Here is a 12,723-nt window from a genome sequence, read left to right as displayed (position 1 = left end):
ACCACCTCAAATGTGCTTCAAGTAAATCTTAAGTTTTAAATATACCAAAAATTGATGGGAAACTCTTTGCGATTCGCGATGTCTAACGGGGTCTTTCATGTAACAGAACATTTCAGAAACCCGCTATCTCTTTCAATTAACATCACTTTTCTAACGTAAAATGCCATTATTGCGCGCACAATATGGCACATTCATCCAGATTAATCCTAATCACACAGATTATTAATCCATCATTTTCATGCCATTGTACGGAACTGAGCACTTTTTTTTTCAACGAATAGTCAACCAGCGATGCGTATTTCCATTACACTCGCTGTTTTACTTTTCTATACATAAAGTCATCCGTGTCGTAGCAAAACTGCAACGTCGCGCAGATGAAGGCGTGTAATCATCATTGACAGGAGAAAGGATGCCGGGGTCGTCACGTAAAGCGCCAGTCTGGTTGCCTATTTTGGTTTTGCTCATTGCTATGTCATCCATTCAAAGCGGAGCATCTCTGGCGAAATCGCTGTTCCCGCTCGTTGGCGCGCCGGGCGTTACCGCGTTGCGCCTTGCGTTGGGCACCCTCATCCTTATCGCCTTCTTTAAACCCTGGCGTTTGCGATTCGCCAAAGAACAGCGCCTGCCCCTGCTGTTTTATGGCCTGTCTCTGGGCGGGATGAACTATCTCTTCTACCTGTCAATCCAGACCGTGCCATTGGGAATTGCCGTGGCGCTGGAGTTTACCGGTCCGCTCGCGGTAGCGCTGTTTTCATCCCGGCGTCCGGTGGATTTCATCTGGGTTGCACTGGCTGTTCTCGGGCTGTGGTTCCTGCTGCCGTTAGGTCAGGACGTTTCTCACGTGGATTTAACCGGCGCCGCGCTGGCGCTGGGGGCTGGCGCCTGTTGGGCAATCTATATTCTTACCGGGCAGCGTGCAGGCGCGGAACATGGTCCGGCGACCGTTGCGGTTGGGTCATTAATTGCGGCGCTGGTTTTTGTCCCCATCGGCGCGATCCAGGCTGGAGATGCCCTGTGGCACTGGTCCATTCTGCCGTTAGGCCTCGCCATTGCGGTCCTCTCCACTGCGCTTCCCTACTCGCTGGAGATGATTGCATTGACGCGGCTGCCAACCCGTACTTTTGGGACGCTGATGAGCATGGAGCCCGCACTGGCAGCGGTTTCCGGAATGATCTTCCTCGGTGAAACGCTGACGCTTATCCAGACGCTCGCTTTGGGCGCCATTATCGTCGCATCAATGGGGTCTACGCTCACTATTCGCAAAGAACCGCAAATTAAGCAAGTTGACGTGAATTAACCACTTAATATTCTGCATGGTTTGCATAATCATGCAGAATATCCAATTGTAAATCTGCGTGATAATTATTCTAATAAATATATTTTTCTCATCCGCATATTTCTTTTACTTTTTACATTAACATAAAAATAACATCGCCCCGGCAACAACCATCATATCACCATGATTTCATTAATTATTTTATACCAACATCTCTCTTCGCTATTAAAGTGATAGGCAAGATCGGAAAAACAAATCCAAATTTAGCGCTATACTTAATCCCGTTGAAGAGCTGGGACATAAATATCAAGAGGATATGAAAATATGAGTACCGCAAAATTGGTAAAAACAAAAGCATCTGCCCTCCTATATACCCGCAACGATGTGACAGATAGCGAAAAGAAAGCGACCGTAGAGCTGCTGAATCAGCAAGTGATCCAGTTCATCGACCTGTCGTTGATCACCAAACAGGCTCACTGGAACATGCGCGGCACCAACTTTATTGCCGTACATGAAATGCTGGATGGCTTCCGCACAGCCCTGACCGATCACCTCGACACCATGGCTGAGCGCGCCGTACAGTTGGGCGGAGTCGCACTGGGTACAACCCAGGTGATTAACAGCAAAACGCCTCTGAAAAGCTACCCGCTGGATATCCATAGCGTGCAGGACCACTTAAAAGAGCTGGCCGATCGTTATGCCGTCGTCGCGAATAGCGTACGTAAAGCCATTAGCGAAGCTAAAGACGAAGATACTGCAGATATCTTCACCGCCGCGTCACGCGATCTCGACAAATTCCTGTGGTTTATCGAAGCCAATATTGAATAACAGCAGACATAAGAATTACCTATATAACCCTCGCCCTGGCGGGGGTTTTGCACTTCTATGGTGCATAACATTGATCATTCGTCACCCCAAAGTAAATTAATTGTAATAATCACCTCACACAATCGTTAACGAAAGATTGTTTTATCAACAATTTTTACGCTAAATAGTCATACCGTTTGCACCGTGTCAGGCGCGCACCAAATGAGTGCCCCAAAATAGTGCAGATCGCCCGCTTTGCCCTACTTATTGTGCAGAGAAACAAGACACCTTCTTGTTAAAACAATGAGTTGCAAAATTGGCACGATTTTTTCATTAAGCCATATGTTCTCGCAGGGGATCGCCCCGTGGATATAAAAGGAAATCCTATGAAGTCTGTATTAAAAGTTTCACTGGCTGCACTTACCCTGGCTTTTGCGGTGTCCTCCCATGCCGCAGATAAGAAACTGGTTGTCGCAACCGACACCGCGTTTGTACCGTTCGAATTCAAACAGGGTGACAAATACGTTGGTTTTGATGTGGATCTGTGGGCTGCCGTGGCCAAAGAACTGAAGCTGGATTATGAACTGAAACCAATGGATTTCAGCGGCATCATCCCGGCTCTGCAAACCAAAAATATCGACCTGGCACTGGCGGGTATCACCATCACTGATGAGCGTAAAAAAGCGATCGACTTCTCTGACGGCTACTACAAAAGCGGTCTGTTAGTGATGGTCAAAGCGAATAATAACGACGTGAAAAGCGTGAAAGATCTGGATGGTAAAGTCGTCGCTGTGAAGAGCGGCACCGGTTCCGTTGATTACGCAAAAGCTAACATCAAAACCAAAGACCTGCGTCAGTTCCCGAATATCGATAACGCGTATATGGAACTGGGCACCAACCGCGCAGACGCCGTGCTGCACGACACTCCAAACATTCTTTACTTCATCAAAACTGCGGGTAACGGCCAGTTCAAAGCCGTAGGTGAATCCCTGGAAGCCCAGCAGTACGGTATCGCCTTCCCGAAAGGCAGCGATGAACTGCGCGAGAAAGTGAACGGCGCGCTGAAAACGCTGAAAGAGAACGGCACGTATAACGAAATCTACAAAAAATGGTTCGGTACTGAACCTAAATAATAACCGACAGCGTTGCCCGGTAGCGCGATGCTTACCGGGCTTACGCCGGGATTTTTGAGACCTGTAGGCCGAATAACCACACAGTGAATCCGGTAAAACAGGCATTTGAATATTTACACCACGGTAACAGGAACGACATATGCAGTTTGACTGGAGTGCCATCTGGCCCGCCATCCCGCTTTTGATTGAAGGCGCCAAAATGACCCTGTGGATTTCGGTCCTCGGTCTGGCTGGCGGTCTGGTAATCGGGCTTGCAGCGGGGTTTGCACGTACTTTCGGCGGTTGGATAGCCAACCACGTAGCGCTGGTGTTTATCGAAGTCATTCGCGGTACGCCAATCGTTGTGCAGGTGATGTTTATTTACTTCGCCCTGCCAATGGCATTTAACGATTTACGCATTGATCCCTTTAGCGCCGCCGTTGTCACCATCATGATCAACTCCGGGGCCTATATTGCGGAAATCACCCGCGGTGCGGTGCTCTCAATCCATAAAGGATTCAGCGAAGCCGGACTGGCGCTTGGACTTTCACGCACAGAGACTATCCGCCACGTAATTTTGCCTCTCGCACTGCGTCGTATGCTGCCGCCGCTGGGTAACCAGTGGATAATCAGCATAAAAGATACCTCGCTGTTTATTGTCATTGGCGTCGCTGAACTGACCCGTCAGGGCCAGGAAATCATTGCCGGTAACTTCCGCGCACTGGAAATCTGGAGCGCCGTTGCGGTGTTCTATCTGATCATTACGCTGGTGCTGAGCTTCATTCTGCGTCGTCTGGAAAGAAGGATGAAAATCCTGTGATTGAATTTAAAAACGTTTCTAAGCACTTTGGTCCAACTCAGGTGCTGCACAATATTGACCTGAACATTCAGCAGGGCGAAGTGGTGGTGATTATCGGTCCGTCCGGGTCCGGTAAATCTACCCTGCTGCGCTGTATTAACAAACTGGAAGAAATCACCTCCGGCGATTTGATCGTCGATGGTCTGAAAGTAAACGATCCGAAGGTAGACGAGCGGTTAATCCGCCAGGAAGCTGGGATGGTGTTTCAGCAGTTCTATCTGTTCCCGCATCTGACGGCGCTGGAAAACGTCATGTTCGGACCGCAGCGCGTACGCGGGGCGAATAAAGAGCAGGCTGAGAAACTGGCTAAAGAGCTGCTGGCGAAAGTGGGTCTGGCTGAGCGTGCGCATCACTACCCTTCTGAACTGTCCGGTGGTCAACAACAGCGTGTGGCTATCGCCCGTGCGTTGGCGGTGAAGCCGAAAATGATGCTGTTTGATGAGCCAACCTCAGCGCTGGACCCGGAACTGCGTCATGAAGTTCTGAAAGTTATGCAGGATCTGGCGGAAGAAGGGATGACCATGGTGATTGTAACCCACGAAATCGGCTTTGCCGAAAAAGTGGCTTCACGCCTGATTTTCATTGATAAGGGACGTATTGCCGAAGACGGTAATCCGCAGGCCCTGATTGAAAATCCGCCCAGCCAACGCTTACAGGAATTTTTGCAGCACGTTTCCTGATAGTTCAGCCTCCCTTCGCCCGAAGGGAGGTTTTTCACCAGAATCCTCTCATTTCATTTCTCCCCCGCCCTGACATCTATACTTATCCTTTTGAATTTATTTTCTCATGGGAGGAGTCATGCGCTGGATCCTGTTCATCTTTGTTTGTCTGCTTAGTATTCCGGCTCAGGCGGTGACGATACCTGGCGTCACCTCGCCAACGTCAACCAACGCACAAGCCGCGCCAACGAAAGAGCCGGATGTTGAACAGAAGAAAGCGGCCTACGGCGCACTGGCGGATGTGCTGGAAAATGACGCCTCACGTCAGGAACTGATCGATCAGTTACGCAAAGTGGCGACAGCGCCCCCTGCCGAGCCTGTGCCAACCATTGTTCCACCCACATTAACAGAAGAAAAAACGGTGCTGGAAAACGTCACGGATGTCACACGGCACTACGGTGAGGCGCTCTCCAGCCGCTTTGCCCAACTTTACCGTAATATTACCGACGCACCGCATAAGAGTTTTAACCCACAAACTTTCACCAATGCCCTGACCCATTTTTTAATGCTGGCGGCGTCAGTGTTCGGTTTTTTCTGGTTGATTCGCCTGTGCGCGCTTCCGCTGTATCGCAAAATGGGGCAATGGGCACGACGGAAAAACCGTGAACGCAGCAACTGGCTCCAGCTTCCGGCGATGATAATCGGCGCATTCATTATCGATTTGCTTCTGCTGGCGCTGACATTGTTTGTCGGGCAAATACTGAGCGACCGAATGAACGCCGGCAGTCGCACGATCGCCTTTCAGCAAAGCCTGTTTCTCAATGCCTTTGCCCTGATTGAATTCTTCAAAGCCATTCTACGTCTGATATTTTGCCCAACGGTGGCTGAACTGCGCCCGTTTAACATTCAGGATGCTGGTGCTCGCTACTGGAATCGCCGTTTGAGTTCGTTGAGCAGTCTGATTGGTTACGGACTGATCGTTGCCGTTCCCATTATCTCCAATCAGGTCAACGTGCAGGTCGGCGCGATGGCAAACGTCATCATCATGCTGTGTATTACGCTATGGGCGCTGTACCTGATTTTCAGAAACAAGAAAGAGATAACACAGCATTTACAGAATCTGGCGGAAAGATCGTTAGCTTTCTTCAGCCTGTTTATCCGCGCTTTTGCGCTGGTGTGGCATTGGCTGGCCAGCGCCTACTTCATTGTGCTGTTTTTCTTCTCGCTATTTGATCCTGGCAACAGCCTGAAATTCATGATGGGCGCTACGCTGCGCAGCCTCGTGATTATCGGGATTGCTGCCTTTGTGTCCGGCATGTTTTCCCGCTGGATAGCCAAGACTATTACCCTTTCGCCACACACCCAGCGCAGCTATCCGGAATTACAAAAACGACTGAATGGCTGGCTGTCGACGGCGTTAAGCGTGGCCAGGATCCTGACGGTGTGCGTTGCGGTGATGCTGCTATTGAATGCCTGGGGACTGTTCGACTTCTGGAACTGGCTGCATTACGGCGCAGGAGAAAAAACGGTGGATATTCTGATCCGTATCGCGCTGATTTTATTCTTCTCCGCCATCGGCTGGACGATCCTTGCCAGCCTGATTGAAAATCGTCTGGCTTCCGATATTCATGGCCGCCCGCTACCCAGCGCCAGAACCCGCACTTTGCTGACGCTGTTTCGCAATGCGCTGGCGGTAATAATCAGCACGATCACCATCATGATTGTGCTGTCCGAAATTGGCGTCAATATCGCCCCCTTACTGGCCGGGGCCGGGGCGTTGGGGCTGGCTATCTCTTTCGGCTCGCAAACGCTGGTAAAAGATATTATTACCGGGATCTTTATTCAGTTCGAAAATGGTATGAACACCGGCGACCTGGTGACCATCGGCCCACTCACCGGTACGGTTGAACGAATGTCCATCCGCTCTGTGGGCGTGCGTCAGGACACCGGGGCGTACCATATCATTCCCTGGTCATCGATAACGACCTTCGCCAACTTTGTGCGTGGAATTGGATCGGTCGTCGCCAATTACGACGTAGACCGTCATGAGGATGCGGATAAAGCGAATCAGGCGTTGAAAGACGCGGTTGCTGCGGTGATGGAAAAAGAAGATATCCGCGGGCTTATTATCGGCGAACCGTCGTTTGCCGGGATCGTGGGATTAACCAATACGGCTTTCACGCTCAGGGTCTCGTTTACTACTTTACCGCTGAAGCAGTGGACGGTACGTTTTGCCCTTGACAGCCAGGTGAAGAAATACTTCGATTTGGCCAACATACGCGCCCCGGTACAAACGTATCAGGTCTTGCCTGCACCGGTGAATGGCCCTGTATCGACGGCAAGCGAACCGCTGCCGCCAACCGAGCCCACGCTTTAGCGTTTACGCGCCATAAAACGTCGGCGCTGATCGTTATCCATAAAGGTCCAGGCAATAAAGCGGCTCTGCTTTTGCCCCTGGGCCATCTCTTTCTTGACGACTTTCACCGCGCCCGCATCCGTTAATGCATGGTACAACGGCGGCAAATTCTCACCGCGCGAAACCAGCGTGGTGAACCACATCACCTGACGTCCAAAGGCCTGGCTTTCGGCGATCATTTTTTTGATGAACGCCACTTCGCCGCCTTCACACCACAGCTCCTGCTGCTGTCCACCAAAGTTCAGCGCATCATCTTTATCCTGGCCCAGGTTACGGCGCTTGCGCTCGCTTCCGGCGCGGGCTGAGGCCGCAGAATCATGGAATGGCGGGTTACACAATGTGGCTTCATACTGCTCATTTTTGTGAATGATACCGTTGAAGATTGCCGTAACATCTTTCTGGCGACGCAGGCGAATAGCACGGGTTAACCCCGGATTGGCATTTACGATCGCCTGAGCGCTGTTAAACGCTTCGTTGCTGGTCTCACTCCCGGTGAATCGCCAGCCGTATTCATGCACGCCGATCAGCGGATAAATACAGTTGGCCCCTACTCCCACGTCCAGTACGCTCGCATTTGCCGGAATGGTTCCATTGGTTTCACCTAACAGATCGGCCAAATGGTGGATATAGTCTGCACGACCAGGAACCGGCGGGCACAGAAAACCGTCTGGAATATCCCAGTGTTTCACCGCATAAAAATGCGCCAGCAGTGCTTTATTGAGCGCCTTCACTGCCTGCGGATTCGCGAAATCAACACTCTGCTCGCCGCCGGGCGTGAGGGTGAGAAATTGCGTCAGCTCGGGCGTAACCTGGCATAAAGTCGCAAGATCATAACGGCCGTTGTGGCGGTTGCGTGGGTGTAATCCCGGTTTCTGGGCGGACATAGCATTCTCCTTTTAACAGCGGCGTAAGATACCCGCATAACGCCACGCGGTAAACACATGCAACAAGGAAATTTGATTTTTCACGCCTGTTTAATGCCTTGCCATTTGTTCAAAAAACAGACAGGTCTTCACCAGTTTTTTGCGGTAAATGTCCTGTGCTGACGACCTAAACTTATCAGGCACACCTGTTGTTTTTCAGAGGATATCACTATGAAGAAATGCCTCACATTACTTGCCGCTACCGTCCTGACCGGCATGACATTTGCGTCCTTTGCTGCACAGCCCTACACCAGCCCTGCTACCGGTCAGCTACAGGCTTCCGGCACAGTTTTCGCTACCGGCGCCTCTAACCTGAGCGATCTCGAAGACAAGCTGGCTGAGAAAGCGAAAGAGCAAGGCGCCAAAGGCTTTGTCGTCAATTCTGCGGGCGGTAAAAACCAGATGTACGGCACCGCAACTATCTATAAGTAACCCCCTCACCTTAGCCCAACTGCATTCATCCCGAATGCAGTTAGCTGTCCGCAATTCACGTCATTCCCGGTGCGAATTGTAATCACCGTGTAGTAATTTTGAATCCAATGTAAACAAATGTATTTATTTTTGAAGTGATGAATGCTAAAACGTCGCACTGATTAGTAATGCTTATCAAAATCATTATCAATTACAAGTCCACTTCCGCGAGGCCTGCAGGGTATAACATCCATAGAGATGTCCCTTCGCGCGAGTGAAACCGTTTACTCAAACAATAATAAGTCACTCATTAACATGGATAAAAATCGCAACTTGCCGTCCAGTAGTTTTCACTCACTGACTTTTTTTGCCGGTCTGTGCATTGGTCTGTCCCCGGTAGCTCAGGCTGTCGCCGCGGGCAATCAGGATAAAAAACAAGAAGACACTCTGGTTGTTGAAGCGGCCAAACCTTCGCTGTACGCCCCAACGCAGTCTGCCGATCCTAAATTCTCCCGCCCGGTAGCGGATACCACCCGCACCATGACGGTGATTTCTGAGCAGGTGATTAAGGATCAAGGCGCAACAAATCTGACCGATGCGCTGAAAAACGTACCGGGCGTTGGCGCATTTTTTGCCGGTGAGAACGGAAACTCCAGCACAGGCGACGCGGTTTACATGCGTGGTGCGGATACCTCGAACAGTATTTATATCGACGGTGTTCGTGATATTGGCAGCGTCACGCGCGACACCTTCAATACAGAACAGGTGGAAGTGATCAAAGGTCCTTCCGGTACCGACTATGGACGTAGCGCGCCGACGGGTTCCATCAATATGATCAGCAAACAGCCGCGCACCGATTCCGGGATCGATGCGTCAGCCAGCGTCGGTAGCGCCTGGTTCCGTCGTGGTACGCTGGACATTAACCAGGTCATCGGCGAGACCACCGCCGCACGTTTAAACCTGATGGGTGAAAAAACCCATGATGCGGGTCGCGATAATGTTAAGAATGAACGTTATGGTGTGGCCCCCTCTCTCGCTTTTGGCTTAGGGACTGAGAACCGACTGTACCTGAACTATCTTCATGTCACCCAGCACAACACGCCGGATGGCGGTATCCCTACCATTGGCCTGCCGGGGTATTCCGCACCATCCGCGGGGACTTCTGCACTGAATCATTCAGGAAAAGTAGATACGCATAACTTCTACGGCACCAACTCGGATTACGACGATTCGACGACCGATACCGCAACGATGCGTTTTGAACATGACCTGAACGACAGCACCACTATTCGCAACACCACCCGCTGGTCGCGTATTAAACAAGATTATCTGATGACGGCGGTGATGGGCGGCGCGTCTAACATCACTCAACCAACCAGTAGTGTCGATACCTGGACCTGGTCACGCCTGGCAAATACCAAAGATGTCAGCAATAAAATCCTCACCAACCAGACTAATCTGACCTCAAAGTTTTACACGGGATCCATCGGTCACGACATCAGTACCGGCGTGGAGCTAACGCGCGAAACGCAAACCAATTATGGCGTGGCGCCGATCACCCCACCACCGGTGAATATCTATCATCCCGACAGCAATGTGAATATCGGCGGATTGTCGCGTAACGGCGCCAACGCTAACGGACAAACCGATACCTTCGGTATATACGCTTTTGATACGCTACAAGTTACCCGTGAGTTTGAGCTAAACGGTGGTATTCGCCTCGACAATTACCGCACTGAATATGACAGCGCCACCGCTTGCGGCGCCTCCGGGCGTGGCGCTGTCGCGTGCCCGACAGGTGTGGTCAAAGGTTCCCCGGTCACCACTGTGGATACAGCCAAATCAGGCAATCTGGTTAACTGGAAAGCGGGTGCGCTGTATCACCTGACCGATAATGGTAACGTGTACATCAACTATGCCGTTTCTCAGCAACCGCCAGGCGGCAGCAACTTTGCCCTTGCCCAGGGCGGCAGCGGTAACAGTGCGAACCGTACCGATTTCAAACCGCAGAAAGCGAAAACCAGCGAGATCGGCACCAAATGGGAGGTGCTGGATAAGCGCCTGCTGTTAACCGCCGCGATTTTCCGCACGGATATTGAGAACGAAGTTGAGCAGAACGACGACGGAACATATTCCCAGTACGGAGAGAAACGCGTTGAAGGCTACGAGCTCTCGGTAGCAGGCAACATCACCCCCGCATGGCAGGTTATTGGTGGCTACACCCAGCAACGCGCTACCATCCACAATGGTAAAAACGTTGCTCAGGATGGGTCTTCATCCCTGCCGTATACGCCTGAACATGCGTTCACGCTGTGGAACCAGTATCAGGCTACCGATGATATCTCTGTTGGCGCGGGCGCTCGTTACGTGGGCAGCATGCATCGCGGTTCCGACGGTGCGGTCGGTACGCCATCCTACACTGAAGGTTACTGGGTCGCCGACGCCAAACTGGGCTATCGCGTGAATCGCAATCTCGATTTCCAGCTAAACGTCTATAACCTGTTCGACACCGATTACGTATCCTCCATTAACAAGAGTGGATACCGTTACCATCCGGGCGAGCCAAGAACCTTCCTGCTCACTGCAAATATGCATTTCTGATCTTTTACGTGGGGCGTCAGCCCCACTTTCAGGAGAAACACTGATGATGTACCACATTCCCGGCGTTCTGACAGCGCAGGATGTTGCCTGGTTTCGCGAACAGTTGGACGCTGCCGACTGGGTTGATGGCCGTGCAACCACCGGCGCTCAGGGCGCACAGGTTAAAAACAACCAGCAGGTGGATACGCAAAGTGCGCGTTATGGCGTTTTACAACAGGCGGTACAAACTGCGGTGAATAGCAGCGCACTATTCTTCGCCGCAGCATTACCGAAAACACTCTCCACACCGCTGTTTAATCGCTACCAGGACAACGAGACTTACGGTTTTCACGTTGACGGCGCGGTGCGTAGCCATCCGGAAAACGGCTGGATGCGCACAGATCTTTCCGCCACCTTATTCCTGAGTAATCCTGATGATTATGAAGGAGGAGAGTTGTTGGTCAATGATACCTACGGCCAGCATGCGGTAAAGCTGCCGGCGGGCGATCTGGTGCTTTACCCTTCCAGCAGCCTGCACTGCGTCACGCCGGTGACCCAAGGCGTTCGTGTGGCGTCATTTATGTGGATCCAGTCGATGATCCGTGACGACAAAAATCGCGCCATGCTTTTTGAACTGGATAAAAACATCCAGTCCCTGAAAACACGTCATGGGGAGAGTAGCGAGATCCTCTCGCTTCTCAATCTCTACCATAACCTGCTGCGCGAATGGTCTGAAATCTGATAGTGGTAACGCGTGGTCGTTTTTCAGCCATCACATTCGCTATACTTATTCTGTAGACATCAGCAGGAGGTAAGCATGGCATCCGGATGGGCAAATGATGACGCGGTTAACAAACAGATCAACAATACTATTGAAGATGCTGTAGCCCGCGCCCGCGGTGAATTACCGACGGGGGAAAGTCTGTATGAATGCGAAGAATGTGGCAATCCTATCCCTCAGGCCAGACGTGAGGCCGTGCCAGGCGTACGCTTGTGCATCACTTGCCAACAGGATAAAGATTCACATAGTGCGGCATTTTCAGGATATAATCGCAGAGGTTCAAAAGACAGCCAGCTACGCTGACTTATCTTTACCAAAAGCTTTAGCGTATACAATTTCCTTTACGAGCACGCTTTTTTGCACTCTGTGTAGCAAAATGTGCCGTTGTCGGTGTCTCTGTAAAGCGCAATGACAAGAACTGTAAATCCCTCTTTCGAATTTATTAATATTCAATAAGTTATTTGTCATTCAATTTTTTTGATTGATGCCGTCAATTCTATTCGATTTTATCTCGCATAAAAAAACGTGATACTTCTCACATCGACGAAACAACGTCTTCTTAAAGAACACTGACTAACAGAACAACCCTGCGAGAAATTAATCATGAAAAATATCAAATTTGCTGTTGCCGCCATCGCTCTGTCTACCCTGTCATTTGGCGTTTTCGCTGCCGAGCCGGTTTCCTCTACTCAGGCACAAAACATGAACAAAATTGGTGTGGTATCTGCTGACGGCGCCACTACGCTGGACGGCCTGGAAGCCAAACTCGCTGAGAAAGCAAATGCTGCTGGCGCAACGGGATACAGCATCACTTCCGCTATCGGCAAAGATAAAATGAGCGGCACCGCGGTTATCTATAAATAACCGAGAAATTACCTGTACGACCCAATGCTCCAACC

Annotated in this window: 12 protein-coding genes; 11 read left to right on the top strand and 1 reads right to left on the bottom strand. The window is 50.9% G+C overall.

Annotated elements, in window-relative coordinates:
* Positions 1–409 precede the first annotated feature (409 nt).
* From rhtA to ybiO, 6 genes are all read left to right on the top strand, one after another.
* On the top strand, positions 410–1,297 hold the full coding sequence (gene rhtA, locus LA337_07090) for a threonine/homoserine exporter RhtA (GenBank protein ID UBI17451.1): 888 nt from the start codon (positions 410–412) through the stop codon (positions 1,295–1,297).
* 303 nt (positions 1,298–1,600) lie between these two features.
* The gene (gene dps / locus LA337_07085) at positions 1,601–2,104 is read left to right on the top strand and encodes a DNA starvation/stationary phase protection protein Dps (protein ID UBI17450.1); all 504 of its coding nucleotides are present in this window, start codon (positions 1,601–1,603) and stop codon (positions 2,102–2,104) included.
* A gap of 365 nt (positions 2,105–2,469) precedes the next feature.
* Positions 2,470–3,216 carry a glutamine ABC transporter substrate-binding protein GlnH gene (glnH, locus tag LA337_07080; GenBank protein ID UBI17449.1) on the top strand — a complete coding sequence of 249 codons (747 nt, stop codon included), beginning with the start codon at positions 2,470–2,472 and terminating at the stop codon, positions 3,214–3,216.
* A 139-nt stretch (positions 3,217–3,355) separates the two neighbouring features.
* Positions 3,356–4,015 carry a glutamine ABC transporter permease GlnP gene (gene glnP, locus LA337_07075; protein ID UBI17448.1) on the top strand — a complete coding sequence of 220 codons (660 nt, stop codon included), beginning with the start codon at positions 3,356–3,358 and terminating at the stop codon, positions 4,013–4,015.
* Positions 4,012–4,734, top strand: coding sequence for a glutamine ABC transporter ATP-binding protein GlnQ (glnQ, locus tag LA337_07070; protein UBI17447.1), 723 nt, complete (start codon positions 4,012–4,014; stop codon positions 4,732–4,734). Before glnP ends, glnQ begins: the two co-directional genes overlap by 4 nt.
* A 118-nt stretch (positions 4,735–4,852) precedes the next feature.
* On the top strand, positions 4,853–7,090 hold the full coding sequence (gene ybiO, locus LA337_07065; protein UBI17446.1) for a mechanosensitive channel protein: 2,238 nt from the start codon (positions 4,853–4,855) through the stop codon (positions 7,088–7,090).
* Here the strand turns inward: ybiO and rlmF are convergent.
* Positions 7,087–8,013, bottom strand: coding sequence for a 23S rRNA (adenine(1618)-N(6))-methyltransferase RlmF (gene rlmF, locus LA337_07060; protein ID UBI17445.1), 927 nt, complete (start codon positions 8,011–8,013; stop codon positions 7,087–7,089). The two genes, ybiO and rlmF, sit on opposite strands and share 4 nt — an antisense overlap.
* Before the next feature lie 210 nt (positions 8,014–8,223).
* On the opposite strand from rlmF, the gene mcbA reads away from it, so the two are divergent.
* The 5 genes from mcbA (at position 8,224) to ybiJ (ending at position 12,688) form a co-directional block, all read left to right on the top strand.
* A complete protein-coding gene (gene mcbA / locus LA337_07055; protein UBI17444.1) occupies positions 8,224–8,484 on the top strand; it encodes a DUF1471 family periplasmic protein McbA in 261 nt (86 codons plus the stop codon).
* 294 nt (positions 8,485–8,778) lie between these two features.
* Positions 8,779–11,064: a catecholate siderophore receptor Fiu gene (locus LA337_07050; protein ID UBI17443.1), complete on the top strand. Its 2,286-nt coding sequence runs from the start codon at positions 8,779–8,781 to the stop codon at positions 11,062–11,064.
* A gap of 43 nt (positions 11,065–11,107) precedes the next feature.
* Entirely contained in the window at positions 11,108–11,785 is a 678-nt protein-coding gene (gene ybiX / locus LA337_07045; protein ID UBI17442.1) for a PKHD-type hydroxylase YbiX, read from the top strand.
* A gap of 75 nt (positions 11,786–11,860) precedes the next feature.
* Complete coding sequence (locus LA337_07040; GenBank protein ID UBI17441.1) at positions 11,861–12,127, top strand: DksA/TraR family C4-type zinc finger protein; 267 nt, start codon at positions 11,861–11,863, stop codon at positions 12,125–12,127.
* Positions 12,128–12,427: 300 nt separating this feature from the next.
* On the top strand, positions 12,428–12,688 hold the full coding sequence (gene ybiJ / locus LA337_07035; protein ID UBI17440.1) for a DUF1471 family protein YbiJ: 261 nt from the start codon (positions 12,428–12,430) through the stop codon (positions 12,686–12,688).
* Positions 12,689–12,723 lie beyond the last annotated feature (35 nt).

The organism is Citrobacter europaeus (genome assembly GCA_020099315.1).
Classification (GTDB): domain Bacteria; phylum Pseudomonadota; class Gammaproteobacteria; order Enterobacterales; family Enterobacteriaceae; genus Citrobacter; species Citrobacter europaeus.
This window is presented reverse-complemented; position numbering and strand designations above follow the sequence as displayed.